Raw genomic sequence first — 25992 nt, 5'->3', positions numbered from 1 at the left:
GCCTCCCCACCCGGCCACCATAACATAGTGGTACTATTGGTGGCCGGGTGGGGAGGCGGGGCGGGAGGCCTGACCCTCAGACAAACGGCTCGAGCACCTCGGGCCGCACCCGCGCCAGCCGTCCGGTCGCGCGGTCGAGCATCGCCCAGCTGGTCGCCGCGCTGACGAGGCGCTTGCCGGACGCGTCGGTGAACTCGACCCGCCGCAGCGACTTGGCGCCTTGCGCGCGGCCTTCGATCCATGTCTCGGCGCGGACTTCAGCGCCCTCGGACACGTTGCCGCGATAATCGATCTCGTGCCGCACCACGACCCAGAAGAACGCCGCGCGGTCCTCGGGCCGCGCGACCGCGTCCCAGTGGGCGGTGGCCATGTCCTGAATCCACTGCACCCACACGGTGTTGTTGACGTGGCCGAGCTCGTCGATGTGCTCGGGCGCGGCGACGAAGGTGCGGGTGAAGCGGTTCGTCACACGCAATCCTTCCCGAACACGCAGGCAGCCCAAAGCAACAGAAAAGGCGAGGCCGCAATCGTCAGCGCGATCACCGAAACGATCATCAGGCCCCGTCCGTAATTCGGCGACTTCACTCGCCCTCGCTCTTGGGCGCCATCCCCATCTGCCACAGGATGAAGGCGAACTCCTCGGCCGTCTCCTTGAGGCTGTTCCAGCGCCCGGACTGCCCGCCGTGGCCTGCGCCCATGTTGGTCTTCAGGAGCAGCAGGTTGTCGTCGGTCTTCACCTCGCGCAGCTTGGCGACCCACTTGGCGGGCTCCCAATAGGTGACGCGCGGATCGTTCAGCCCGGCGGTCACCAGCAACGGCGGATAGGCCTTGGCGGTCACCTGATCATAGGGCGAATAGGACAGCATATAGGCAAACGCCGCCTTGTCTAGAATTGGATTGCCCCATTCCTGCCACTCGCCCGGAGTGAGGGGGAGCTTCTCGTTGAGCATGGTGCCGACCACGTCGACGAAGGGCACATGCGCCACCACCGCGCCATATTGTGCGGGGTCCTGATTGATCACCGCCCCCATCAGCTCGCCGCCTGCCGAGCCGCCGCTCGCGGTCACTTTCCCTTCCGCGGTGTAGCCCTTGGCGATCAGGCCCCGGCCCGCATCGACGAAATCGTTGAAGGTGTTGGTCCGCTCGAACAGCTTGCCTTGCAGATACCAGCGCCGCCCGAGATCGTCGCCGCCGCGGATATGGGCGATGGCATAGGCAAAGCCGCGATCCACAAGGCTGAGGCGCGAGGTTGAGAAGCCCGGCGGGATGGCATAGCCATAGGCGCCGTAGGCATAGAGATGCAGCGGCCCCGGCCCCTCGATCCCGGCCTTTTTCAGGATTTCCGCGCGGTCCTTCCTCATCAGCACGCTGACCGGAACCTGCGTGCCATCGCGCGCGGTGATTGTCAGCCGCTCGGAGACATAGAGCGAGGGGTCATACCCGCTCGGGATCTCCTGCGTCTTGAGCGTCGTCAGCCCGCCCGTCTTGACGTCGTAGTCATAGATCGTGCCCGGCGTCACCATCGACTGGTAGGACAGGCGCAGCACCTGCATGTCATATTCGGGGTTGTTCGAAAGACCTGCGGTGAAGCTCGGCTCGGGGAAGGAGATCGGCGTCACCTTGGCCGGATCGCCGTATTGGCGCAGCTGGATCTGGTCGAGGCCGTTCAGCCGCCCCTCGGTGACGAAGAAGCCCTTGAACAGGTCGAAGCCGGTCAGATAGAAATCATCCGAGCCGGGAATGACCGTCTGCCACTCACCGGGCGCTTCCAGCTTCGCCTTGGCGAGGCGGAAGTTGATGTGATCGTCGTTGGTCCACACCCACAGCTCGCCGTCGCGGACATCGGCGCCGTATTCGACGCCCTTCTTGCGCGGCTTGACGAGGATCGGCGCGGCGGTCGGATCATTGGCGGGGACGAGGCGCACTTCGCTCGTCTCGTTGTCACCGGTGGCGATGATCAGCCAGTCTTCCTGCGCGGAAAGGCCGGTGCCGACGCCGAAGCTCTGGTCCTCCTCCTTGTAGAGGGTCACGTCCTCGCTCACCGGGGTGCCGATCACGTGCATCTTCGCTTCGAGCGTGCGCCACTCCTCGGTCGAGGGGCCGTAGACGATCGCGGTGTCGTTCTTGACCCACACGAGGTCGCCGCGCAGGTTCTCGATCACGTCGGGCAGGTGCTCGCCGGTCGTAAGGTCCTTGATCCGCGCGGTGTAGCGCTCGCCCCCGCTGGTGTCGGTGGCATAGGCGAGGAACCGCCCGTTCTGGCTGATCGAGGCCGCGCCGAGGCGGAAATATTCCTGCCCCTCGGCCAGCGCGTTCTCGTCGATCAGCAGCTCGGCCTCGCCGCCCGCAACGGCTTTCCGGTAATGCTTGCGATACTGCGCGCCTTCCTCGAACTCGCTCCAGTAGAGGTAGTCGCCGTCCTTCTGGGGCACGGTCGAATCGTCCTCCTTGATGCGCGCGCGCATCTCGGCGAACAGCGCCTCGGTCAGGGCCTTCTGCCCCTCCATCTGCGCCTCGAAATAGGCGTTCTCGGCCTTGAGGTGATCGAGCACGTCCTTGTCGTCGACCGTGGGATAGGACTTGTCGTAGAGCCAGTCATATGGGTCTTCGACCGTGATGCCGTGCACGGTGTAGGTGTGCGGGCGCTTTTCCGCGACGGGGGGCTTGATTGCGGAAGCGGAAGCGGTGGTCGGCGTGCTGGTCACAGGAGCGGATTCCTCAGGTGTGGCGGCAATGGCAGCCGGGGCGAATGTGGTGGCGGCAAGTGCGCTGGCAAGAGCCAGCAGGCTGATCGGGCGGACAGGGGGCATGGCGGTGAAACTCGCTTGGGGGGCTTGGCCCATGGTGCTAGGTCGCGTGTCGAAGGCTGGCAAGCCCCGAGCTGGGCGTGCCCTCGGGCGAAAGGGCGGACAGGCAATGGGCTGGATTTTCACAGCTGTGCGGCGTGGCGGAGCGGCGGCAGCAGGTCTTCTGGCGCTGACCGTGCCGTTCGCATCGGCGCAGGCGGAGGAGCCAACCGCGCCGCGCGTTACCCGGCCGGGCGGAGCGCTCCAGGACCGGGCGATCCTCGTCGAGGGCTACGGCTACTGGCCGCGCGACGAGCAGACCCCGCTGCGCACCGCCCAGCCGCTGGCCGAACCGGTTACGTGGTTCGTGGCGGATTCCGTGCTCGCCAAGGCGCACCTCGCCGATCCCGCCGCCCCGCGCGATGCGACGATCCTGCTCGATATCACCGCGCAAGGCACGATTGCCGGGTGCCGCTATTCGCCCAGAAGCCGGGTGATCGTGGAGGAGGGGCTGCTGTGTGCCGAGATCGCAGGCCAGCGCTTCCTGCCCAAGCTCGCCGATGACGGCACACAGGTGGCCGGGACCTTCACGCTCAGCTTTTCCAATCGCACGTTCACCGCCCAGCCCGACGGCCCGCCGCGCCCGCTGTTCACCAACGAGCGCGACACCCGCCCGGTGCCACGCCTCGCGTCGCGGGTTCAGGATCTGGAGCGCTTCCCGCCCGCCGATTTCCAAGTCGCCGATCTCTACCGCGCCCCGCAATGGAAGACCGCGCCGCAAGCGGGCTGGGGCGAGACCCCGCAAGCAGGGCCGATGACCGGGCTGATCCTCCATCGTGGCTTTAGCGGCCTCGAGTGCCGGGTGCTCCAGCCGAGCGGCGACATGCAAGCCGATGCGGCGGCCTGCGCCTATGGCAGGGGAACCCTCGCCCCCAACTGGAGCAGCGTTGACGGGAACCGCGACTGGATGGTGCCGCTCGCCATCCTCCACCGCCCCGAAGGCCCCCTCGCCATCGGCCCCGATCCCGATTTTGTCCGCGAGACGCAGCTGGCCGAGGGCGCGGAAGACGCGCTTGTCGCCGCCCTGACCCGTGCCGGGGTGCTCCCGCAGGATCGCGCGAAAAGCCCGCTGGTGCTCGATCTCGCCGCCAACCCCGATGGCTCGGTCCGCCATTGCCGCGTGGTCAAGACCACCGGCAAGGATGCGACCGACATCGCCGCCTGCAAAACCGCGCGCGAAGCCGCGCGGCTCATGCCATTCGAAGACGTGTTCGGCACCCCCAACCCCCTCGCCAGCCTGTTCTGGCGCGCCGCGCCCGCCGCGCCCTGACGCCGGCCGGTGGCAGGATTGCCGCAAAGCGCCTATATTGACGCCAGCGCCACGTCAGGACTCGGAAAGACCTAAGCCCATGCTGATGCAAACCCATGAAGCCCGCCTTGCCGCCCTGCGCGAGGAGCTGAAGCGGCGGGGGCTAGACGGCTTTATCGTCCCCATCTCCGACGAGCATATGAGCGAATATGTCGGCGACTACGCCCAGCGCCTCGCGTGGCTGACGGGCTTCGGCGGCTCGGCGGGGTTTGCCGCGGTGACGCTCACCCACGCTGCGATCTTCGTCGACGGACGCTACACTGTGCAGGTGCGCGAGCAGGTCGACGGCAATCTATTTGAGTATCGCTCGGTCCCCAAGGACACGCTCGGCGGATGGTTGGGTGAGGTGTGCGAAAGTGGCGCGCGGATCGCCTATGACCCCTGGCTCCACACCTGGGCGTGGGTCGAGGCGCTGAAGAAGCGCGTCGCCGCCAAGGGCATCGCGCTCGTGCCCGCCGAGAGCAATCCGGTGGACGCCGTGTGGGCCGACCGCCCCGCCCCCTCGCCCGCCGTCGCCATCCCGCACGAGGATGCGCTGGCGGGCCGCTCCTCGGCCGACAAGCGCGCCGCAGTCGCCGACTGGCTGGTCAAGGAGGGCCACGACGCGGTCGTCATCCCCGCGCTGGATTCGGTCGCATGGCTGCTCAACATCCGCGGCGCCGACGTGGCGCACACCCCGGTCGCGCTCTCCTATGTGATCGCGCACAAGGACGGCAGCGCCGAGCTGTTCATTGCGCCCGAGAAGGTCACGCCCGAGCTCACCCGCCACTTGGGTAATGCGGTGACGATCCGCGAACGTGCCGCCTTCGAGGGAGCGCTCGGCTCCGCCTTCGCGGGCAAGAGCGTGGCGCTCGATCCCGATTTCGCGGTGGTCGGCATCGCGCAGGCGCTGCGGGCAGGCGGCGCGAGCTTCGCCTTCAAGCAGGACCCGACGATCCTCACCAAGGCGGTCAAGAACGCCGCCGAGCAACAGGGCCACCGCGACGCGCAGGCGCGCGACGGGGCGGCGGTTTCGAAGTTCCTGCGCTGGCTGGAGATCGAAGCCCCGGGGGGCGGGGTGGATGAACTCTCCGCCGCCGCGCGCCTGCAAGCCTTCCGCGAGGAAGACCAAGGGCTGCGTGATCTCTCCTTCGACACTATCTCCGCCGCCGCCGGCCACGCCGCGCTGCCGCATTACAAGGTGGACGAGGACAGCAATATCGCGATTCCGCCATCCTCGATCTACCTCGTCGATTCGGGCGGGCAGTATCCGGGCGGCACGACGGACATCACCCGCACCGTGTGGGTCGGGCCCGGAGAGCCGAGCGCCGAAATGCGCGACCGCAACACGCGCGTCCTCAAGGGCCACATCCAGCTCGCCCGCGCGGTCTTCCCGCAAGGCACAGCGGGCGGCCAGCTCGACGTGCTGGCGCGGCAATATCTGTGGGAGGCAGGCGTCGACTACGCCCACGGCACCGGCCACGGGGTGGGGAGCTTCCTCAGCGTCCACGAGGGCCCGCAGCGCATCGCCAAGCCCTCGGGCGGGCAGGCCGGGACGGGTCAGGAGCTGCACGCGGGCATGATCCTTTCCAACGAGCCGGGCTATTACAAGCCGGGCACCTTCGGCATCCGGATCGAGAACCTGGTGCTGGTCGAGGAGCGGGAGATTGCAGGGGCGGAAGGCAAGTATCTCGGCTTCGAGACGCTGACCTACGTGCCGCTGGATCGCAAGCTGATCGACAAGGCCCTGCTGACGGCGGAGGAAATCGCCTGGGTCGACGCCTACCACGCGAAGGTCCGCGCGCTGCTCAGCCCACGCCTCGCGGGCGAGGATCTGGCCTGGGTGGAGCGCGAGACCCAGCCCCTCTAACGCCCCCGCCCCGGGCTTGACCCGGGGCCCAGCAGCTTTGCTTTTCGCAACCGCCTGAAAAGCAAGCGGGGTCCCGGACCAGGTCCGGGACGGGGAGAAGGTTGCTTGTTACCCCGATAATGTTCCTGTAATGTTCCAACATCGATTCGCATGGCATGGGAGGAACACACATGATCGGCTACGTCACCCTCGGCACCAACGACCTGCCCCGCGCGGCAGCCTTCTATGACGCGCTCGCCGCGCAGTTCGGCGTGGGACGGATGATGGACTTCGACAGCTTCATCGCGTGGGGCGAGTTCGGCGGCCCGCCGGGGATCGCGGCGACCGTGCCGTTCGATGGTCAGCCCGCCACCGTCGGCAACGGGGTAATGGTGGCGCTCGAAGTGAAATCGCCCGAACAGGTCCACACGGTCTACGACACCGCGCTCGCCCACGGCGGCACCTGCGAAGGCGCGCCGGGGCCGCGCGGCAATGACGGCTTCTACGCCGCCTATTTCCGCGATCCCGATGGTAACAAATTGAACGCCTTCTGCATGGTCGCGCCCGAAAAGTCCGAGGAATGAGCGCGCCGCGCCTCGAGGAGCGCTTCATCCATCTCGGCCTCGGCGCGAAGGCGGTCGAGGAGCCGCCTTTCGCCGGGATGGAATGGTACGAAGGCTACGGCGCGCGTCACGCGGCAGACGGGGCGGAAGGCCGCCTCGTCTCGCAATACACCTTCACCGAGGATTGGACCGCTTGGGAGATGCACCCCGCGGGCGACGAGGTGGTGATCTGCACCCACGGCGCCATGGTGCTGGTGCAGGAGCTGGCGGGCGGCAGCCTCGCCGAAACCCCGCTCGCTGCCGGAGAATATGCGATCAACCCGGCAGGCGTATGGCACACCGCCGACGTGTCCGGGAGCGCAACCGCGATCTTCATCACCGCAGGCGAGGGCACGCAGCACCGGCCACGCTAGGGCGCGCGCGTTGCACCCTCGTCGCGCGGTCGTTGCACGATCGTGCGCGGGTCATCGACTGTTCCACGTGAAACAGTCGGCGCCTCGCAGGCGCGCGGTTCTAGCGCATCAGCCCGCCGATGAGGTTCCGCACGAAAGCGGTCGCCCCGGTCTTCAGTGGGTCGGCGCCCGACTTCTTGCCGAGCACCATCGCCACCGCCATCGAGGCGAGCGAACCGCTGGCAGCGGTCATCGCGCTCTTGCCGGCCTTCTCCCAGACAGACGGCGTCTTGCGTTCGCGCTTGGCGACTTCCTCGACGCCCTTCTCGGCCACTTCCTCCGCCGTCGCCGCGGCATCGGCGGCCTTGGCGGCGAGCACTTCGGCGGCGCTCTCGCGGTCCACGGCCGTATCGTACTTGCCCTCGAGCGGGCTGATCGACTGGATGATCGCGCGCTCCTTCTCGCTGACCGGCCCCAACCGCGAGCGCGGCGGCTTGATCAGCGCGCGCTCGACCACCGTCGGCGCGCCGTCGTCATCAAGGGTCGAGACCAGCGCCTCGCCGACCTTGAGCTCGGTGATCGCAGCTTCGACATCGAGCTTGGGGTTGACCCGGAAGGTCTCGGCCGCCGCCTTGATCGCGCGCTGGTCACGCGGGGTGAAGGCGCGCAGGGCATGCTGCACCCGGTTGCCGAGCTGGCCGGCGACCTCCTCGGGAATGTCGATCGGGTTCTGGGTGACGAAGAACACGCCCACGCCCTTCGAGCGGATCAGCCGCACCACCTGCTCGATCGTGTCCTGCAGGGCCTTGGGGGCGTCGTCGAACAGCAGGTGCGCCTCGTCGAAGAAGAACACCAGCTTGGGTTTCTCGGGATCGCCCACCTCGGGCAGGCTCTCGAAAAGTTCGGCCAGCAGCCACAAGAGGAAGGTGGCGTAGAGCTTGGGGCTGCGCATCAGCTTGTCGGCGGCGAGCACGTTCACATAGCCGCGCCCCTGCTCGTCGACCTTGAGGAAGTCGCCAATCTCCAGCGCCGGCTCCCCGAAGAAATGGTTCGCCCCCTGCGCCTCGAAGCTCAGAAGCTGCCGCTGGATCGAGCCGACCGAGGGCTTGGTGACATTGCCGTATTTGCCCGAAAGGTCCGCCGCATTCTCGTTCGCCCAGGCGAGCAGCGCCGACAGATCCTCGAAGTCCAGCAGCAGCAGGCCATTTTCATCGGCATAGCGGAAGATGATCTGCAGCACGCCTTCCTGTGTCTCGTTCAAATCGAGCAGGCGCGACAGCAGCAGCGGGCCCATCTCGGACACGGTGGTGCGGATCGGGTGGCCCTGCTCGCCGTAGAGATCCCAGAAGATCACCGGATTGTCGGCATAGCTGTAATCGGTGATGCCGAGCTCCTTCGCGCGTGCCTCCAGCTTGTCGGCGTGCTTGAAGGTCGGCGAGCCGGGCATGGCGATCCCCGACAGGTCGCCCTTCACGTCGGCAAGGAACACCGGCACGCCCGCGGCCGAGAAGCTCTCGGCGATGCCCTGCAGGGTCACGGTCTTGCCGGTGCCGGTCGCGCCCGCGATCAGTCCGTGACGGTTCGCGCGCCCGAGCAGCAGCGCCTGGCGCGATCCGTCCGCGCCGAGGCCGAGAAAGATGTCGGATGCGCCTTCAGTCATGCCTGCCCCCAGTTGGTAACGTGTCGCGCGGAGGTGTGCAGGGGCAAGGCGCGGCGGTCAAGTTCTCGACAGCGGCGCGCGATTGGGCCAAGGATTCCCCCATGGGTTCCCCCGCACCATTCGTCCTCCTCGATGACGCCCGCGCCGGAGACGGCGCTGCCGACGCGCTGCTCTACGAGAGCCCGCGCGCGCTGTTTGTGGCGCATCGGGCAAGCGAGGTCGAAGCGGTGCTGTCCGCGGCCGAGGCCGCACGGGTGGCCGAAGGCGGCGCGCTGGCGGGCATGATCGCCTATGAAGCGGGGCTGGCGCTCGAGCCCAGGCTCATGGCCCATGCGGCAGCGCGCAGCGGCGCGGCAGGCCCGCTGGTGTGGCTCGGGCTGTTCGATGCCCCGACCCGCATCGCAGCCGCCGATGTGCCCGCCTGGCTGGCGGCGCGCGCAGAGGGGCCGGGCACGCTCGGGCCGATGGAGCCGCAGCTCTCGCCCGGCGGCTACGGCGCGTGTTTCGCGGCGCTCAGCGAGGCGATCCATGCGGGCGATATCTATCAGGCGAACCTCACCTACCCGCTCGCCGGATCATACCGGGGCGATCCGGTGGGGCTTTATGCCGCGCTGCGCGGCGCGGCGGCGGCGGGCTATGGCGGACTGATCTTCGACGGATCGCACTGGCTGCTGAGCTTCTCGCCCGAACTGTTCGTGGCGCTCGCCGGCGAGGAAGCCAAGGTCAAGCCGATGAAGGGCACCCGCCCCCGCGCCGCCGACCCTGCGGCGGACCGCGCGGCGGTGGAGGAGCTGGCGGCTTCGGTGAAGGACCGTGCCGAGAACCTGATGATCGTCGACCTGATGCGCAACGACCTCTCCCGCGTCGCCGAGGCAGGCAGCGTCCATGTCGATGCGCCCTTCGCGGTTGAGACCTATCCGACGGTGCACCAGATGGTCTCCACGGTGCGCGCGCGGCTCAGCCCGGGCAAGGGCGCGATGGATCTCGTGCGCGCGCTGTTCCCCTGCGGCTCGATCACCGGCGCGCCCAAGATCCGGGCGATGGAGCTGCTCACCGCCACCGAGCGCGATGCGCGCGGGGCCTATTGCGGGGCGATCGGGCGGATCGACGCGGATGGCAACGCGGCCATTAACGTCGCGATCCGCACGCTGCGGCTCACCCCCGTCGAGAACGGGCAGGGCAGCGCGGTGCTCGGGATCGGCTCGGCCATCGTCGCCGACAGCGATCCGCTGGCCGAACGCCGCGAATGCGAGGTCAAGGCGGGCTTCCTGCGCCGCTTGGCGCCGGGGCTGACGGCGCCGCAATGCGATCTCATCGAGACGATGCGCTTCGCACCCGACACGGGGATTGCGCTGCTCGAAGACCACCTTGCGCGGATGAAGGCGAGCGCGGCCACGCTGGGCTTCACCTTCGACCGCCATGCCCTGCGCAACCAGATCCAGGCGCTGTGCTTCGAGCTCGACGGGCCTGCCAAGGTGCGTCTGCTGGTGGCGCGCAGCGGTGCGAGCGCGCTCGAGACCGCGCCGCTCCCCGCAGCTCTGGCCGAGCCGGTCAAGGTTGCCGCGCTGCCTCACCCGCTTGACCCCTCCGACTGGCGGCTCGCGCACAAGACCTCCGACCGCGGCTTCTATGAAGACGCGCTGGCGGCGGCACGCGGCCTTGGCGCCGAGGAAGCGCTGCTGGTGCGCGGCGCCGAAGCGGGTGGGGGCCTCGTGACCGAGGGCAGCTGGACCAGCGTCTTCGCGGAAGGGCCGGACGGCGTGCTCGTCACCCCGCCAACAGCGCTCGGCCTGCTGCCCGGCGTGCTGCGAGCCAGCCTCATCGCCCAGGGCCGCGCGCGCGAGGGGGAGTTGACACTGGATGATCTGGCGAACGGCTTCTGGATCGGCAACGCCCTGCGCGGGCTGATGAAGGCGGTGCTCGCATGACCTTGCCGATCCTCTACGAAGACGGCGAGGCGCTGGTGATCGACAAGCCTTCGGGCATGTCGGTCGACCGGCCGAGGAAGGGCGGGATCTGCCTCGAGGACCATCTCGAGGGGCTGAAGCTGGGCTTCCAGCGCCCGCCGGTGGCGGTGCACCGGCTCGATACGGACACTAGCGGCTGCCTGCTGCTGGCGAGGAACCCCAAGGCGCTGGCGCGCTTCAACCGGGCGTTCGAGGAGCGGCTGGTGGGCAAGACCTATCTTGCGATCCTTGCCGGGCGTCCGCCGGGCACGGAAGGCACGATCGAACTCGCGCTCGCCAAGATCAGCTCGGCGGAGAAGGGCTGGCGGATGATCGCGGCGAAGAAGGGCAAGCCCGCGGTCTCGCACTGGGAGCTGGTCGAGGAGCTGGGCGGGCACAGCCTGATCCGCTTCCGCCCCGAGACCGGGCGCACCCACCAGCTGCGCGTCCACGCGCTGAAGGGTCTCGGCGCGGCCCTGCTGGGCGATCCGGTCTACGGCGCGGGCAATGCGCCCGGGGCCAAGCGCACGATGCTCCATGCCGAAAGCCTGACCGTCGCCCGCCCCGGCAAGACGCCGGTCGAGGCGCGCGCGCCGCTGCCTGCCGATTTCCTCGCGCTCGGGGCGAAGGATGGATGAGGCCGACGCGCCCGAACCCCTCGCTGCCCGGGCGATAAGGCTGGCGAGCGAGAGCTTTCTCGCAGGCTCGGGCCCCGGCGGGCAGAACGCCAACAAGGTCGCCACGGAGGTGGAGCTGCGGGTGAATGTCTATGCGCTGCGCCTCTCGCCCCCGGTCTTCGCGCGGCTGCGCAAGCTGGCCGGTGCGAAGCTGGCGGGCAATGGCGACCTCATCGTCACCTCCAAGGCGCACCGCACACAGGACGCCAACCGCCAGGATGCGCGCGCCAAGCTGGCCGCGCTGCTCGAGGAGGCCGAGACCGAGCCCAAGCGCCGCGCCAAGACCCGGGTGAACCGCGTCGGCAAGACCGAGCGCTTGAAGGTCAAGAAGGTGCGCGGCGCGGTGAAGGCCAATCGCGGCAAACCCCGCGCCTCGGACTGGTGACCGTGCCGCAGGCTCCCGCCTTGACTTTTGCCGGTGAATCGGCGAATGGCGCGCCCATGTGGCGGTGTGCCGGGCCTTCCGGGCGCGCCGCTATTTGCTTTTTAGCCCCGCGAGACGCACCCGAGGGGCCGACCCAGTTGACAGGATACCGCCATGGCGAAGCCCACCACCGTCAAGATCCGCCTCGTCTCGAGCGAGGGCACCGGTTTCTTCTACGTGACCAAGAAGAACCCGCGCAACATCACCGAGAAGATGAGCTTCCGGAAGTACGACCCCGTCGCGCGCAAGCATGTCGAATTCAAGGAAGCCAAGATCAAGTAAGGCTTCTGCCGCGCGCACCTGTATGGCGACGCGCGCGGCAATTCATCGACAGTTCAAGCCATGCGACCTAGGCGCAGCGGCATGAAAACAGCTTCCACAACGTTTCGCATCGCAGCGCTCGGCCTTTCGGCCGGGGCGCTTGCGCTTGGCCTCGCCCCCGGCACCCCCACCCCGCTGACCGCGCCCGCCGCGGCGCAGGCTGCCGCCACCGATCTCGACCGCGTCGTCGCCGCGCTGCGCGCGATCTCGACCATGAAGGCCGACTTCGTCCAGACCGATCGCAACGGCCAGGCCCTGCGCGGGGTGATGACCCTCAAGCGTCCGGGCAAGATCCGCTTCGACTACGGCAAGAACGCCGACTTCCTCGTCATCTCCAACGGCAAGTCGCTCTATGTGATCGACTACGAGGTCGCGCAGGTCGAACGCTGGCCGATCGGCAATTCGCCGCTCGGTGCGCTGTTCGATCCGGACAAGGACGTGAAGCGCTTCGGCAAGCTGATGCCGACCTCGAGCAAGGACGTGATCAGCGTGCAGGTGCGCGATCCCAAGAAGCCCGAATTCGGGATGATCACGATGATCTTCACGCGGAACGCCGCCGCGCCCGGAGGCCTGCAGCTCGCCTATTGGGTCGCGCTCGACGCCCAGAACAACCGCACCCGGGTGGAGCTGTCGAACCAGCGCTATGGCGTGGCGGTGGCCGACAGCACCTTCACCTTCAAGGACCCGCGCCGCACGGCTCGTCGCCCGGGATGAACGGCGCTCCGACGAACGGTTGTAGGAAGGCGACAAAAGTCGACCTTCGTTCATGTGGGTGAAAGGCAAAACCGGCTAATCATTCTCAACAAGGCGGGTCGAAGGGAGGTTTCCCCCCTGTTGCCCACCCTTCACAAGGGCCTGTCTTGCACAAGCGTGACGAACGCTCCATGGAACCCCCGACCCATCGCCCCCGGGTCGGGGGTTTTTGGTGTCCAAGCGGTTTATGCAGGCCTGCAAAGCGCTCCGCCCTGCGCTTCCGGTGCTCACGCACATTAAGTGCGCTCCGCTCCGGTTCTCGGTCGAAGCACTATTCGGCGACGCCTAAACCACTTGGACGCGTCGCGCCAAGGAGCGGGAATCGCTAGTCTTGGCCCGCTACATTACTTCTCCCAGCCCAGCGCCTTGCGGATGATGCTGTAGATCACATTCTGCTCGATCACCCCGCGCGCCCGTTCCGCGCCCGGGCCAGTGGCGAACAGGGCAACATCCTCGCCCGCGTGGGTTTCGCCCCCGGTCGGAACCAGCGCCTGCTGGGTCGCGGCGAGGCCGGTCGTCGGCACCGGGCGCTCGCCCTTCACCGCGCCGGGGCCGTTGGCATAGCCCAATGTGGTGTAGGGCTTGCCGTCCGCCGCCAGCACCGGGCTCTTGCCGTCCCCGCCATCCTCGCCGCGGCCCGGAGGCGCGACCACCAGCCCGAGAATGTCGTTCCCGCGCTGCGGATAGCCGGCAATGGTGAAGACATGGCTGTGATCGGCGGTCACCATGATCAGCGTTTCGGCCGGGTCGGTGTTCTCGACCGCCCACTGCACCGCACGCGCGAACTCGACCGCCTCCTCGAGCGCGAAGCCCGCCTGGCCGGCGTGGTGCGCGTGGTCGATCCGCCCGCCTTCGACCATCAGGTAGAACCCGTCGGGATCGGCCTTGAGCCGCGTGATCGCCGCCGCGGTCATCTCGGTGAGGGTCGGCTCGGGCGAATCCGCCTTGCGCTCGGCCATGAAGGTCATGTGGCTGGGGTTGAACAGTCCGAGCACCGGCTTGCCCATCGGCGCGGCGGAGAGGCCGGCTGCATCCTTCACCACCACGCCGCCGTTCTTCGCGGCCCAGCCTGCTGGCAGGTCGGCGGCCGGATCGCTGCGGCGCCCGCCCCCGCTCTTGCCGTAGAACATCGCCGTCCCCCCGCCGAGCGCAACGTCGAACTTCGCTTCGGCGAGCTGCAGCGCGATGTCCTTGCAGCCCTGCCCCTGCTGGTCGGCGGCGATGCTGGTGTCGCTCTCCCAGTCGCGATCGGCCGAGCGCGAATAGACGCTGGCGGGCGTCGCGTGGGTGATCCGGGTGGTGGTGACGATCCCAAGCGCCAGCCCGCGCTGCTTCACTTCCTCGCCCAGCAGCGGCAGCGGGTGAGCGAGCGCGTCCTTGCACACGCCCTTCTCGGCCTCGGGCCCGATCCCGAGCACCCCGATGCGGGTCTTCAGCCCCGAATGCATCGCGGTCGCCGTGCCTGCGGAATCCGGCACCTGCGCATTGGTGTTGTAGGTCTTGACCAGCGCCACGTTGGGGAATTTCTCGAAGCTGAGCTGGTTCTCCTCGCCCGTCTCCCCGCGCTTCTGCCCGTCATAGATGCGCGCGGCGGTGATGGTGGAGATGCCCATGCCATCGCCGATGAACAGGATCACGTTCTTCGCACGCGGCTCCTCCGGCGGCTTGGCGCGGCGCTCCTTGGCGAGCGTCGGCGTGGCGGCGGCGGACGCGAGCAGCAGGGCGGCAAAGAGGGTGCGGGTCATCATGGTAGGTCTCCGGCGGGGGCTCAGGGAGGCCTATCGCGCGATGATGCGACAATAAAGTGAAACGTGGAAGGTCGGGGGTTCCTTGCGCCCGAACCGTCTCGCCCCTTGAGAGCGTTCTTGTTGCCCTACCGCTTCGCTACTTGAGGGCGAGGGCTTCTCCCCCTAAGTCGGCCCCCATGCTCACCGTCGCCACCTGGAACATCAACTCCGCACGCCTGCGCGTCGGCCTCATCGAAAAGCTGCTCACCGAGGCCGCGCCCGACATCCTGTGCCTGCAGGAGATCAAGTGCGAGAGCCACCTCTTCCCCGCCGAGGCTTTGGCGATGCTGGGCTACACACATCAGGCGGTGAGCGGGCAGAAGGGCTACCACGGGGTCGCCACGGTCTCCCGCGCCCCGATCCGCGAAGTCGCCCGCCACGACTGGCAGGACAATGGCGAGGCGCGGCATATCGGGGTCGAGGTGGTGGGCCGCGATCTGCTGGTCGAGAATGTCTACATCCCCGCGGGCGGTGACGTGCCGGATCGCGAGGTGAACCCCAAGTTCGGCCAGAAGCTCGATTTCCTCGGGCGGATGACGCGCTGGGCCGACACGCTCGACCGCCCCACACTGATCGTCGGCGATTTCAACATCGCGCCCCTGGAGAGCGACGTGTGGAGCCACAAGCAGCTCCTCAAGGTCGTCAGCCACACGCCCATCGAGGTCGAGACGCTGGGGCGGTTTCAGGACGCGCACGGCTGGGTCGATCTCGGCCGCCAGCATATCCCTGACCCGCAGCGCTATTACTCGTGGTGGAGCTATCGCAACCCGAGCTGGCAGGAGAACGACAAGGGCCGCCGCCTCGATCACATGTGGGCCTCGCCCGAGGTGGCGCGGCAATCGCGGGGCCACCGCGTGCTCGAGGACGCGCGGGCGTGGACGCAGCCGTCCGATCACGTGCCGCTGATTACGGAGTTCGACCTCTGACGCTTTCGCCTTCCCCCGAACGCCGCGCCGCGCAGGCCGTGGACGCCTTGCGCCACGGCTGGCCGTTGGCGTTCGAGGGCGGGCCGGTGCTTTTGCCCGTCGAGACTGCGACCGCGCCGGATGCGCGCGCGCCGCAGATGCTGATCTCGGCCGCGCGCGCCGCGACGCTCAAGCTCGCCAACCAGCGCGAGGCCGCCGTGCCGCACGCGCCGGTGCTGATCGCGGGCGGCGAGGACTTCACCTTGCGCGATGCCCTTCCCATTGCCGACCCGGCGCTCGACCTCGGCAACCCGCTCAAGGGCCCGTTCAAGGCGGTGACGCTCGACTGGGCCGAGACCGCCGCCGCCGCGCTGGAACTGGCGCGGATCGCGGGGATCCTCCCCGCCTTCATGGTCGACGCCGAGGCCGCAGGCGAGGCGCTCCCGATCTCCGCAAGCGACCTTGCGGACTATGCCGACGCGGGCCGCTTGCGGATCGTCACCCGCGCGCGCCTGCCCGTCAGCGCCTGCGAGGACGCCGAGATCGTCGCCTTCCGCTCCGCCGCCGACCTGCGCGAGCATGTCGCGCTGGTCATCGGCAAGCAGAACGGCGACCGCCAGCCGCTGGTGCGGCTCCATTCGGAGTGCCTGACCGGCGACATCCTCGGCAGCCTCAAATGCGACTGCGGCCCGCAACTCGACGCCGCGCTCCACGCGATGGCGCATGAGGCGGCGGACAGCGGCGGTTGGGGTGCGCTGCTCTACATGCGGCAGGAGGGGCGCGGGATCGGCCTCGTCAACAAGCTGCGCGCCTACCGGTTGCAGGATCAGGGGTTCGACACGGTCGAGGCCAACCAGCGTCTCGGCCTGCCCGACGAAGCGCGCGACTTCCCCGTGGCGGCGCGGATGCTCGAACTGCTGGGGGCGACGACGATCCGGCTCCTCACCAACAACCCGGCGAAGGTGCGCGCGCTGGAGGCGGCGGGGATCACAGTCAGCGAACGGGTGCCGCACCAGCTCCCGGAGAACCCCCACAACGCCCGCTATCTGGCGACCAAGCGGGATCGGTCAGGGCATTTGCTGATCTAGCCGCCTTTGCGACCCGTCGTGGAGCCGGATCTCCAATCTTCGTCACTCCGTGCTCGACACGGGGCTTGGCTAGTTTCCCTCGAGATGCGAAAGAAGAAAAGCCAAACCCCGGATCAAGTCCGGGGCGACGATTGAGAGGATGGCGGCTTTAGTTTCGTTTCAGCCAAAAGCGGAAATTCTGGAATCGACCCCATTGCGGAAGCCTAATGCAACTCCGAGGCGCGCTTCGCTCCTGCGGCTCGAAATTTTTCCCAGTATCGTTGAAGAGTTTTGCCAAAGGCGGAGGTGGTGCCGGACGATGCCTTACGATCTTCAATATAGTCTAAGACAGTTTTACCGTCGGTCGCATCTATCTGGTTGAGATCAATCTTCCAGTTCAAAATAGCATCATTAATGAAGCTATTATTTTGCCGAGCAACTGCAAGCTTCAGTATGTTACCATTACGTGGATTGAAGTTTGAGGTGTTGCAAAGAAGAGTCGGCATGTTGGCGTTTAGCCATGTGGCAATTTTGCTATTGTATTGCTCGGAAGAGTCGGTGAACTGCACTCCAGATGCCTCGGCAATAAACTGCTGATAGAGATAGGTTACTTGATTGTAGCTGGGGGCGTTCTCCAGCACCTTACTCTCTACTGCGGCACAGAGGCCACCGACGAAGTCATCAGAAGGAGGCGGCTGTCTCCCATCGCCCGGCGTGGCGGCAACACTGGTTGCAACAGCGAATAGGGCTAGTTTGAACAGCATCGTCGTTAGCCTCCATGGCACCGGGCGTTTGTTACCAAATCTTGCTGAGCCAATCTACTAAGCGACTGCATGTACGCTTGCCGATCGCGGAACTCGACAGTCCGCAATCCACCCACATTCCGCCGTTCACGCACCGCCCCCGTCTTCCTGAAAGCGTACTTCCGGCGCGCCTTCTCCGAAGCGCAACCCTCAGCGCTGTTCGTACTGCTTGATCCCGCCCGCGATTGTGTTGCCCTGCATCACCACGCGCGAGCCGGTCCAGTCGGCGAGGAACACGGAGTTTCTCGACAGGCCGGGCACGAAGCGCGCCTCGTTGCTCGCGACCTCGAGACCGTCCGAGGGATGAAGCAGGTCCTCCGCCCCAAGCGCGATGAAGGCCGAATAATTCTCCTTGTCGCGGCCCTGGACGAACCAGTTGGCGGCAATGCGCCCGATGCTGCCGGCGGGCAGGTCGATCATGTAGTTGGTCGCCTTGCCGTTGGCGTCGTCGAAGCTGTTGTTCTCGATCACCACTTCGCGGCTGCGGGCCTTGACGTAATGCCCGCCCATGCCGCGCTCGAACCGGCTCTCGCGCACGGTCAGCGAGCCGTAGTTGCCAATGTAGATCGAATGCGCGCAGCCTGCGGAGTTCTCGCAGGTGCCAAGGCCGGTGAAGGTCGAGCGGGTGATGTAGATGCGGCTCGCGGGGTCGTCGGCGGTGAGGATGCCCTGCTGGCTGTTCTCGAACCGCGCATAGGCGACGTTGAGCGCGCCTTTCTCGAGCCGGATGCCTGCGCCGTTGCCGTCAGCGACGCGGATGTTGGAGAAGGTGATCCCGCGGATTTCCGCGCCGATCCCGCGCAGCACGAAGGCCGCCTTGCCCTCGCAGGAGCGGGCGGTGAAGGTGACGCTGCCGGGCTCGGGCGCTTCGTAGACGATCACGCCCGCTTCCTGCACGGCACACTGCCGATAGGTTCCGGGCGCGATGCGGATCGTGCCGCGGCCCTGACCGATGGCATTGACCGCGTCCTGCAGCGTGTCGAAGCGCTGGCCGCTCTCCACCACGGTGAAGGCATCGGGCACGGGCTGCGCGCTCACGATAGCTGCGGGGAAGGCGGCTGCGCCAAACAGCGCGAGGACACCGAGGGGCGAGCGGATGGCTTCCTTGATCATGCGTGGGCAAATATCACGCCTCTTGCGCCTTCCCCACCGCTTGCAAGGAGGGTGTGCCCATTTGGCACTTGGCGGGCGGGGCAAGGCATGGCTAAACCCCTCGTATGATCGCGGGCGGGGGCCCTATGCCCCGCGCCCGCGCGACAGGAGAGAACCCGAGCCATGCGCAAGCTTTTGAGCCTTACCGCCCTGACTGCCGCCGCCCTGACCCTTGCCGCTTGCGGCAGCGCCGACGATGCCTCGTCCGAGGCGAGCGCCGATACGGTCGAGATGCCCGCCGACAGCGCGCTCGAGCCGATCACCGATGCGCCGGTCGCCGATCCGTCCGCCACAGCCACCGACGCGCCCGCTCCGGTCGTTCCCGAACCCGGCGCGACCGCCGCGGGCGATGCCGCGGCTGCGGTCGCCGACAAGGCGCTCGAGGCGGCGGGCGAAGGCGAAGACGCGCCTGAATAGGCTGCCCGCGATGGCCCGCGCCCCGCTGCTCGCCATAGCCCTCGCGCTTGCCCTCGCCGCCTGCGGGAGCGAGCAGGCGAGCACGCCCGCCGCGGTCAGCCCTGGCGAGGCCAAGGCGCTCGACGATGCGGCCAGCATGCTCGACGAACGCCGCCTCCCGCCCGAGGCCCTGCCCACCGATGCGCCGACCGACGCGCCTGCCGAAATGACAGGCGACGCCGCCAAGGCCCGCCGTTAGGCGGGCTACGCGCCCCCTCACAAGGAAGCCAGCCACCATGAACGCCCCCGCCAACCTCGCCGCCCCGGTCAATCCAGGCATGGACGAGGAGACCTTCGAGCAATTCGCCGAGCAGCTCGCGCGCTATGTCCGCGAACGCCTGATCCCTGCCGAAGCGCAGGTGATCGCCGAGGACCGCATCCCCGAGGCGATCGTGAATGAAATGCGCGAGATGGGGCTGTTCGGCCTCTCGGTGCCGGAGGAATATGGCGGCGCGGGGCTCAACATGACGCAATATGCCCGCGTCGTGAACATCATGGCCTATGCCGCGCCGGCCTATCGCTCGATCTTCTCGATCAATGTCGGCATGTTCGCCAGCGCGCTCAAGAACGGCGCGACCGAAGCTCAGAAGGCCGAATGGTATCCGAAGATCGCGGAAGGCCGGATCGCCTGCTTCGGCCTCACGGAACCCGGCTCGGGCAGCGACTCTGCGGGCCTTGCGACCAGCGCCGTCCCCGATCCCGACGGCAACGGCTGGATCCTCAACGGCACCAAGCGCTACATCACCAACGCCCCCCATGCCGATGTCGCCCTCATAATGGCGCGCACCAGCAAGGAGGCACTGCCCAAGAACGCCCATGTCAGCGCCTTCCTCGTGCCGATGAACGCGCCGGGGGTTTCGACCGGCTCGCCCGACAGGAAGATGGGCCAGTCGGGCTCGCACATCTCGGACATCATGCTCGACGATGTCCGCGTGCCGGGCGATGCGCTGCTCGGCGGAGAGACCGGCAAGGGCTTCGTCTTCGCGATGAAGAGCCTCGACAACGGCCGCATCAGCGTCGGTGCGGCGGCGACCGGCTATGCCCGCCGGGCGCTGGATTCGGCGCTGCGCTACGCAAACGAGCGCAAGGCCTTCGGCGAGCCGATCGCCAATTTCCAGCTGATCCAGCAGATGCTCGCCGACAGCGAGATCGAGATCTACGCGGCGGAAGCGATGATGAAGGACGTCACCGCCCGCGCCGACCGGGGCGAGAACATCCTCGTCAAGGCCGCCGCCTTCAAAGTCTTCGCCAGCGAGATGTGCGGCCGCGTGGTCGACCGCGTGGTGCAGGTCTACGGCGGCGCGGGCTACCTCGCCGAATACGACGCCGAACGCTTCTTCCGCGATGCGCGCATCTACCGCATCTACGAGGGCACGACGCAGATTTTGCAGCTCCAGATCGCCAAGCACATGCTGCGCGAGTGGAAGGAGAATGCTTGATTTTCCGCAGCCCATCCGGGCTGCGAAATCCTCGCTCATGGGGCCTGAAGGCCCCGTCGCTGCGGGCGGCCATTCGGCCTTGCGGCTCGCAAGCGAGCCGTTCCCTGCGGCAGCCACGATAGGTTTCGGATTGAATGTATAACCTCCTCAATGACCTGAGCATCGTCGAAGTCTCCAGCTTCGTCGCTTCGCCCACCGCCGGGCTCTACTGTGCGCAGCTGGGCGCGGAGGTGATCCGTGTCGACCACAAGGCGGGCGGGCTCGATTACAACCGCTACATGCTGACGGCTGAAGGGCGCTCGCTGAGCTGGGAGAACTTGAACCGCGCCAAGAAGTCGGTCGCGCTCGATCTGCAATCGGGTGAGGGGCGCGAGCTGCTGGTGGAGCTGGCAGCCAAGGTCGGCCAGTGCATCACCAACCTGCCGGAACAGAGTTTTCTCAGCCACGCGGCCATGGCCGCCAAGCGCGCCGACATGATCAGCTTGCGCGTCATGGGCTGGCATGACGGGCGGCAGGCGATGGATTTCACGGTCAACGCTGCCGCCGGATACCCGCTGATGTGCGGGCCGGAGGACTGGGACCCGGCCACCGCGCCGCCGGTCAACCAGGTGCTCCCGGCGTGGGACTTCATCACCGGGGCCTACGGCGCCTTCGCCATGCTCGCCGCGCTCCGCCAACGCGACCGCACGGGCGAGGGCAGCGAGGTGCGCCTGCCGCTGGGCGATGTCGCGATCGGGACGATGGCCAATGCCGGGCTGATGGCCGAAGTGCTGTATCGCGGCGGGGACCGCGAACGGCTCGGCAATGCGATCTGGGGCGCCTTCGGGCGCGATTTCCGCAGCCGGGACGGCGTGCGCTTCATGGTCGCCGCACTCACCCCCAAGCAATGGAGCGGGCTGGTCAAGGCGTTTGAGGTCGAGGCCAGGATTGCGGCGCTCGAAGCCGAACTTGGCGTCCGTTTTGCCGACGGCGACACCCCGCGCTTCCAGCATCGCGCCGCATTGTTCGCGCTGTTCCAGAGCGCGGCGGAAGGCATGGACTATGCCGAACTCGAAGCCCGCATGGCCGCGCAAACCTGCACCTTCGAGCGCTATCGAACCGCATACGAGGCGGCAACGGACCGACAACTGGTCGCCGACAACCCGCTTTTCGGCCCCGCACCCGCCAACCCGAGCGGCTTCGCCTACCCCGCCACCCGCAGCTTCGCCAACCTCCCCGGCCGCGCGGCAGGCGACCCGGCGCCCGCGCCTTTTCTCGGCGAGCACTCCGAAGAGGTGCTCGGCGACAAACTCGGCCTCTCCTCGGGCGCGATCGGCAAGCTGGTCGATGCGGGGACCGTGGCTCTTTCAGACAAGGACTCCCAATGACCAGACGCGCCGCCATCTGCACCCCGCTTCGCACCCCCGTCGGCAAGTTCCTCGGCGGGCTTTCCGGCCTGAACGCGGGCGAATTGGGCGCGGTGATCCTCAAGGCGCTGATGGAGCGCAGCGGCATCGATCCGGCGCGGGTCGACGATGTGGTCTTCTCGCAAGGCTACGGCAATGGCGAGGCCCCCGCGATCGGCCACTGGTCGTGGCTGGCGGCGGGGCTCCCCATTGAAGTGCCCGGCTTCCAGCTCGACCGCCGCTGCGGTTCCGGCGTGCAGGCAGTGGCTACGGCCGCGATGATGGTCGAGACCGGGATGGCCGACGTGGTCGTCGCGGGCGGCGTCGAGTCGATGTCGAACGTTGAACACTACACCCTCGCCGCGCGCGGGGGCGTGCGGATGGGTGACATGGTGCTCCACGACCGCCTTAGCCGGGGCCGGGTGATGAGCCAGCCGGTCGAGCGCTTCGGCGTCATCACGGGGATGATTGAGACCGCCGAGAACCTCGCCAAGGATTACGGTATCACCCGTGAAGCCGCCGACGCCTTCGCGGTCCGCTCGCACCAGAACGCAGCGCGGGCCTGGGCCGAGGGCAAGTTCGCCGAGCAGCTGGTGCCGGTGGCGATCCCCCAGCGCAAGGGTGATCCGGTGGTGTTCGACCATGACGAGGGGTATCGCACCGACGCCTCGATGGAGACCTTGGGCAAGCTCGCACCCATCGACGGCAAGCGCGATCCTGCCGCGATCGTCACCGCCGGCAATGCCAGCCAGCAGAACGACGCGGCGGCGGCCTGTCTGGTGGTCGCGGAGGACAAGCTCGAGGAACTCGGCCTCACCCCGATGCTGTGGTTCGGCGGCTGGGCGGCGGCGGGCTGCGATCCGTCGCGCATGGGGATCGGCCCGGTGCCTGCGGTGGAGCGCCTGTTCGCGCGCCGGGGATACACGTGGGACGATATCGGCATGGTGGAGCTTAACGAGGCCTTCGCCCCGCAGGTGCTCGCGGTGCTCAAGGGCTGGGGGTGGAGCGACGACGACAGCCGCCGCGACATCCTCAACGTCAACGGATCGGGCATCAGCCTCGGCCACCCCATCGGCGCGACCGGCGGGCGGATTCTCGCCGACATGGCGCACGAGATGCACCGGCGCGGGGTGCGCTACGGGCTCGAAACCATGTGCATCGGCGGCGGGCAGGGCATCGCTGCGGTGTTCGAGCGGGCGGCGTGAATTTCGAGGCGTGGATCGGGCGCGAGACGCGCGCCAAGGACCGGCTCGACGAAGGGCTGGCCGCACGCTGGCATGCAACCTTCGACCGCGCCAACCGTCACCCTCCGCTGATGCCGCAAGGCATCCATTTCGCGCTTTGCCCGCCAGACACCCAAACCCGTGAGTTGGGCGAGGACGGCCACCCGCAGCGCGATGACAGCAAGCGCAGCTTCCTTCCGCCTTTCCCGATGCCGCGCCGCATGTGGGCCTCGTCATCAATAGAGTTTCACGCCCCTCTTCTTTTGGGAGCCTCGATTGAGCGCGTCAGTCGGATCGCTTCAATCAAAGAGAAGGAAGGAAACAGCGGCCCGCTTGCCTTCGTCGAAGTCGAGCACGAAACCTTCGCCGACGGTAAGCTTGCGGTGCGCGAAACACAGACTTTAGTCTATCGCGAGGCCGCTGATCCGCAGGCCCCGCTCAGTCCGGCTGAACTTGGAGACGGCGCATTCGACGCAGAAGACTGGGACTATGATTGGACTCTGGTCCCGGACGAAAGACTGCTGTTCCGCTTTTCTGCCCTCACCTTCAACACGCACCGCATTCACTACGATGCACCCTATGCTCGCGACGTAGAGCGCTACCGCGGGCTTGTCGTTCATGGTCCGCTTCTGGCCAGCCTCCTGCTCCAGTTTGCCTCGCGCGAGCTGTCGGGCATCAGTAACGATGCAAAGCACTTTTCCTTTCGCGGCATGTCGCCCGCAATCGCCGGAGAGCCGTTGCATCTGGCCGGAAGGCTTGATGGTATTGAGTACGAGCTCGGTGCGTTTGCTGACGACGGGCGGCAGGTTATGGCAGCTCGCATCGGCACTTAGCCGCCGACCGGAAAATTCGTGATCGGCTTCAGCACCTTGTACTTCTCCTTCGCCGGCTTCCTGCCCAGCTCGGGAAAGTCGATCGCCTCGGGCTCCGCGTGGGTATCAGGAATGCGCGAGAGCAGGTCGCGCACCAGCGTCAGCCGGCCTCGCCTCTGGTCGTTGAAATCGACCAGCGTCCACGGCGCGTGGTCGGTGTGGGTCGCCTTGAGCATCGCCTCGCGGGCCTTGGTGTACTCGTCGTATTTTTCGCGCGCAGCCAGATCGATGGGGGAGAGCTTCCAGCGCTTCAGCGGATCGTCCAGCCGTTCGCGCAGGCGTTCCTCCTGTTGCTCCTGATCGGCGGCGAGCCAGTATTTGAACAGCAGGATGCTGTCATCCACCAGCAGCTTCTCGAACAGCGGCACGGCCTTGAGGAACGCATCGACCTGCCCCGCATCGGCATAGCCCATTACCTTCTCGACCCCGGCGCGGTTGTACCAGCTCCGGTCGAACAGCACGATCTCGCCCTTGGTGGGCAGGTGCGCGACGTAGCGCTGGAAATACCACTGGCCGAGCTCGGCTTCGGTGGGCTTGCCCAGCGCCACGGTGCGGCACTGGCGCGGGTTGAGGCTATCGCGCACCGCGGTGATCGCGCCGCCCTTGCCCGCGGTGTCGCGGCCCTCGAACAGCACCACCACCCGCGCGCCCGTGGCCTTGACCCAGCGCGCCATGCTCACCAGTTCAAGCGTCAGCGGAGCGAGCGCCGCCTCGTAATCCTTGCGCTTCATGCCCATTGGCACCCCCTCCTGTTTGTCCTCTACCGGTTAAAGTAGTATCACCTGCAACCATGGCGACTCTTGCAGATCCCCGGCCCGATTTTGCCACCCTGCCGCAAATGGCAGCGGAAGTCTTCACCGCGCCCCTCGCCCGGCCCGCGCATGTCGGCGACGACTGGCTCGAGCCCGCGCAGACCGCCTACACGGCCGAGGATCATGCCGTGTGGGACGATCTCTTCGCGCGCCAGATGGAGGTACTGCCCGGCCGCGCGTGCAGCGCCTTCATGGCGGGGCTGGAGAAACTCGACCTGTCGCGCGGGGGCGTGCCCGATTTCGGGGCGCTGTCGGAGGAACTGGGCCAGCTGACCGGGTGGAGCGTCGTGCCTGTCCCGATGCTGATCCCCGATCACGTGTTCTTCTGGCACCTTGCCAACCGGCGCTTTCCGGCGGGGAACTTCATCCGCACCCGCGAGACCTTCGATTACATCGAGGAGCCCGACGTCTTCCATGACGTATTCGGCCACGTGCCGATGCTTACCGACCCCACCTACGCCGACTACATGCAGGAATATGGCCGCGCCGGGTGGAAGGCGATGCGCTATAACCGGCTGAAGGCGCTCGGCGCGCTCTACTGGTATACGGTCGAATTCGGGCTGATCGAGGAGGCGGGCGAGGTGCGCGCTTACGGGGCGGGAATCCTCTCCGGCCCGACCGAGGCGAAGTTCGCGGTGGAGGCGCAAAGCCCCAACCGCATCATGCTCAATGTCGACCGGGTGATGCGCACCGATTACGTCATCAGCGACCTGCAACCGACCTATTTCGTGATCGAGAGCTTTGGCGATCTCTACCGCCAGACGGTGGAGCGCGATTTCGACCGGCTCTACCGCAGCCTGCCCGCGGGGTTCACCTATGCCAACAGCGCGGTGATCGATGTCGACAATGTGCTGCACCGGGGCACGCAGGAATATCACTTGCGCGGCGGGCGCGGCAGCGGAGCGGTGCCGGTCTAGGAAATCGAGGCCGTAGGCCTCGCAAGGCCGCCAAAAAGATTGGGCGCCCGCCCGAGCTTATGCGAGGAAGGCCAAGGTGGACGGATGTCTACCGCCCGGCGCCTGAGGGCGTAACAGATTATGCCTTGGCGCGGCGCCGCGTGAAGATGGCGTGGTAGAGCACCAGCACCGCGGCACAGGCGGCCAGCGCCACGCCGAGGCTGACGAAGGAAAGGCTGCCGATCATGGTGCCGTCATTGGCGATCTCGCCCGCCACGACCGAGGCGATCATGCCCAGCGCCACCTGACGCAGGATGCTGCCTGGCGCTTCCGTGCGCGCGAGGATCGAGGCCAGCCAGCCCAGAGTTGCCCCCAACACGATCAGCACCAGCAACGCCATTTTGTCCGAAATCTCCATCCTGCCCGGCCGCGCCGGTTCCCCTCCCTAACCGGCAGGGGCGCGGACGGTTCCAGAA

General features: G+C 67.3%; 26 protein-coding genes. 18 read left to right on the top strand and 8 right to left on the bottom strand.

Annotated features, from left to right (window positions below):
* Positions 1–76: 76 nt before the first annotated feature.
* Both NBV68_RS02305 and NBV68_RS02300 read right to left on the bottom strand, forming a co-directional pair.
* The gene (locus NBV68_RS02305) at positions 77–469 is read right to left on the bottom strand and encodes an acyl-CoA thioesterase (protein WP_296306868.1); all 393 of its coding nucleotides are present in this window, start codon (positions 467–469) and stop codon (positions 77–79) included.
* Between the two features lie 112 nt (positions 470–581).
* Complete coding sequence (locus NBV68_RS02300; RefSeq protein WP_296306867.1) at positions 582–2843, bottom strand: S9 family peptidase; 2262 nt, start codon at positions 2841–2843, stop codon at positions 582–584.
* A 73-nt stretch (positions 2844–2916) separates the two neighbouring features.
* Between NBV68_RS02300 and NBV68_RS02295 the strand changes: the two genes are divergently transcribed.
* The 4 genes from NBV68_RS02295 to NBV68_RS02280 all read left to right on the top strand — a co-directional run bounded on the left by NBV68_RS02295 (position 2917) and on the right by NBV68_RS02280 (position 6959).
* A complete protein-coding gene (locus tag NBV68_RS02295; RefSeq protein WP_296306866.1) occupies positions 2917–4116 on the top strand; it encodes a hypothetical protein in 1200 nt (399 codons plus the stop codon).
* A 79-nt stretch (positions 4117–4195) separates the two neighbouring features.
* A complete protein-coding gene (locus NBV68_RS02290; RefSeq protein ID WP_296306864.1) occupies positions 4196–6004 on the top strand; it encodes an aminopeptidase P family protein in 1809 nt (602 codons plus the stop codon).
* Positions 6005–6174: 170 nt separating this feature from the next.
* Positions 6175–6567, top strand: a complete 393-nt coding sequence (locus tag NBV68_RS02285; protein WP_296306862.1) for a VOC family protein — start codon at positions 6175–6177, stop codon at positions 6565–6567.
* Positions 6564–6959: a cupin gene (locus tag NBV68_RS02280; protein ID WP_296306860.1), complete on the top strand. Its 396-nt coding sequence runs from the start codon at positions 6564–6566 to the stop codon at positions 6957–6959. Before NBV68_RS02285 ends, NBV68_RS02280 begins: the two co-directional genes overlap by 4 nt.
* A gap of 100 nt (positions 6960–7059) precedes the next feature.
* On the opposite strand, the gene NBV68_RS02275 is transcribed toward NBV68_RS02280, so the two are convergent.
* Positions 7060–8598, bottom strand: coding sequence for a helicase HerA-like domain-containing protein (locus NBV68_RS02275; RefSeq protein WP_296306858.1), 1539 nt, complete (start codon positions 8596–8598; stop codon positions 7060–7062).
* Positions 8599–8699: 101 nt separating this feature from the next.
* Between NBV68_RS02275 and pabB the strand changes: the two genes are divergently transcribed.
* From pabB to NBV68_RS02250, 5 genes are all read left to right on the top strand, one after another.
* Positions 8700–10526 carry an aminodeoxychorismate synthase component I gene (gene pabB, locus NBV68_RS02270; RefSeq protein WP_296306857.1) on the top strand — a complete coding sequence of 609 codons (1827 nt, stop codon included), beginning with the start codon at positions 8700–8702 and terminating at the stop codon, positions 10524–10526.
* Positions 10523–11182 (top strand): RNA pseudouridine synthase, encoded by a 660-nt coding sequence (locus NBV68_RS02265; RefSeq protein ID WP_296306855.1) that lies wholly within the window; start codon positions 10523–10525, stop codon positions 11180–11182. The genes pabB and NBV68_RS02265 overlap by 4 nt, the downstream gene beginning before the upstream one ends.
* The gene (arfB, locus tag NBV68_RS02260; protein WP_296306853.1) at positions 11175–11606 is read left to right on the top strand and encodes an alternative ribosome rescue aminoacyl-tRNA hydrolase ArfB; all 432 of its coding nucleotides are present in this window, start codon (positions 11175–11177) and stop codon (positions 11604–11606) included. Before NBV68_RS02265 ends, arfB begins: the two co-directional genes overlap by 8 nt.
* Positions 11607–11759: 153 nt before the next feature.
* Entirely contained in the window at positions 11760–11927 is a 168-nt protein-coding gene (gene rpmG, locus NBV68_RS02255; protein WP_017664380.1) for a 50S ribosomal protein L33, read from the top strand.
* An 81-nt stretch (positions 11928–12008) separates the two neighbouring features.
* Complete coding sequence (locus NBV68_RS02250; protein ID WP_296306848.1) at positions 12009–12680, top strand: outer membrane lipoprotein carrier protein LolA; 672 nt, start codon at positions 12009–12011, stop codon at positions 12678–12680.
* A 383-nt stretch (positions 12681–13063) separates the two neighbouring features.
* Here the strand turns inward: NBV68_RS02250 and NBV68_RS02245 are convergent, their stop codons facing one another.
* Positions 13064–14467 carry an alkaline phosphatase gene (locus tag NBV68_RS02245; RefSeq protein WP_296306846.1) on the bottom strand — a complete coding sequence of 468 codons (1404 nt, stop codon included), beginning with the start codon at positions 14465–14467 and terminating at the stop codon, positions 13064–13066.
* 176 nt (positions 14468–14643) lie between these two features.
* Here NBV68_RS02245 and NBV68_RS02240 point away from each other — a divergent pair, with 176 nt between their 5' ends.
* Both NBV68_RS02240 and ribA read left to right on the top strand, forming a co-directional pair.
* The gene (locus NBV68_RS02240; RefSeq protein WP_296306845.1) at positions 14644–15432 is read left to right on the top strand and encodes an exodeoxyribonuclease III; all 789 of its coding nucleotides are present in this window, start codon (positions 14644–14646) and stop codon (positions 15430–15432) included.
* 38 nt (positions 15433–15470) lie between these two features.
* On the top strand, positions 15471–16499 hold the full coding sequence (ribA, locus tag NBV68_RS02235; protein WP_296306870.1) for a GTP cyclohydrolase II: 1029 nt from the start codon (positions 15471–15473) through the stop codon (positions 16497–16499).
* Positions 16500–16702: 203 nt separating this feature from the next.
* Here the strand turns inward: ribA and NBV68_RS02230 are convergent, their stop codons facing one another.
* Both NBV68_RS02230 and NBV68_RS02225 read right to left on the bottom strand, forming a co-directional pair.
* Positions 16703–17242: a hypothetical protein gene (locus NBV68_RS02230; RefSeq protein WP_296306844.1), complete on the bottom strand. Its 540-nt coding sequence runs from the start codon at positions 17240–17242 to the stop codon at positions 16703–16705.
* A 189-nt stretch (positions 17243–17431) separates the two neighbouring features.
* Positions 17432–18394, bottom strand: coding sequence for a right-handed parallel beta-helix repeat-containing protein (locus NBV68_RS02225; protein ID WP_296306843.1), 963 nt, complete (start codon positions 18392–18394; stop codon positions 17432–17434).
* A gap of 162 nt (positions 18395–18556) precedes the next feature.
* Between NBV68_RS02225 and NBV68_RS02220 the strand changes: the two genes are divergently transcribed.
* The 6 genes from NBV68_RS02220 to NBV68_RS02195 all read left to right on the top strand — a co-directional run bounded on the left by NBV68_RS02220 (position 18557) and on the right by NBV68_RS02195 (position 23769).
* Positions 18557–18850 carry a hypothetical protein gene (locus tag NBV68_RS02220; protein ID WP_296306842.1) on the top strand — a complete coding sequence of 98 codons (294 nt, stop codon included), beginning with the start codon at positions 18557–18559 and terminating at the stop codon, positions 18848–18850.
* Positions 18851–18860: 10 nt separating this feature from the next.
* Complete coding sequence (locus tag NBV68_RS02215) at positions 18861–19088, top strand: hypothetical protein (RefSeq protein WP_296306841.1); 228 nt, start codon at positions 18861–18863, stop codon at positions 19086–19088.
* Positions 19089–19125: 37 nt separating this feature from the next.
* A complete protein-coding gene (locus tag NBV68_RS02210; RefSeq protein ID WP_296306840.1) occupies positions 19126–20328 on the top strand; it encodes an acyl-CoA dehydrogenase family protein in 1203 nt (400 codons plus the stop codon).
* 134 nt (positions 20329–20462) lie between these two features.
* The gene (locus NBV68_RS02205; protein ID WP_296306839.1) at positions 20463–21695 is read left to right on the top strand and encodes a CoA transferase; all 1233 of its coding nucleotides are present in this window, start codon (positions 20463–20465) and stop codon (positions 21693–21695) included.
* A complete protein-coding gene (locus NBV68_RS02200) occupies positions 21692–22918 on the top strand; it encodes an acetyl-CoA C-acetyltransferase (RefSeq protein WP_296306838.1) in 1227 nt (408 codons plus the stop codon). Before NBV68_RS02205 ends, NBV68_RS02200 begins: the two co-directional genes overlap by 4 nt.
* The gene (locus NBV68_RS02195; RefSeq protein ID WP_296306837.1) at positions 22915–23769 is read left to right on the top strand and encodes a MaoC family dehydratase N-terminal domain-containing protein; all 855 of its coding nucleotides are present in this window, start codon (positions 22915–22917) and stop codon (positions 23767–23769) included. Before NBV68_RS02200 ends, NBV68_RS02195 begins: the two co-directional genes overlap by 4 nt.
* Here the strand turns inward: NBV68_RS02195 and ppk2 are convergent.
* Positions 23766–24545 (bottom strand): polyphosphate kinase 2, encoded by a 780-nt coding sequence (gene ppk2 / locus NBV68_RS02190; protein ID WP_296306836.1) that lies wholly within the window; start codon positions 24543–24545, stop codon positions 23766–23768. The two genes, NBV68_RS02195 and ppk2, sit on opposite strands and share 4 nt — an antisense overlap.
* A 53-nt stretch (positions 24546–24598) precedes the next feature.
* On the opposite strand from ppk2, the gene phhA reads away from it, so the two are divergent.
* Positions 24599–25537 (top strand): phenylalanine 4-monooxygenase, encoded by a 939-nt coding sequence (phhA, locus tag NBV68_RS02185; RefSeq protein ID WP_296306835.1) that lies wholly within the window; start codon positions 24599–24601, stop codon positions 25535–25537.
* A 118-nt stretch (positions 25538–25655) separates the two neighbouring features.
* On the opposite strand, the gene NBV68_RS02180 is transcribed toward phhA, so the two are convergent.
* Positions 25656–25934: a hypothetical protein gene (locus tag NBV68_RS02180; RefSeq protein WP_296306833.1), complete on the bottom strand. Its 279-nt coding sequence runs from the start codon at positions 25932–25934 to the stop codon at positions 25656–25658.
* Between the last annotated feature and the right edge of the window lie 58 nt (positions 25935–25992).

Origin of the sequence: Erythrobacter sp. (assembly GCF_023653175.1) — a bacterium.
In the GTDB taxonomy this organism is placed as follows: domain Bacteria; phylum Pseudomonadota; class Alphaproteobacteria; order Sphingomonadales; family Sphingomonadaceae; genus Erythrobacter.
Note: the sequence above shows the minus strand (reverse complement) of the source record. Positions and strands in the feature narration are given on the sequence as shown.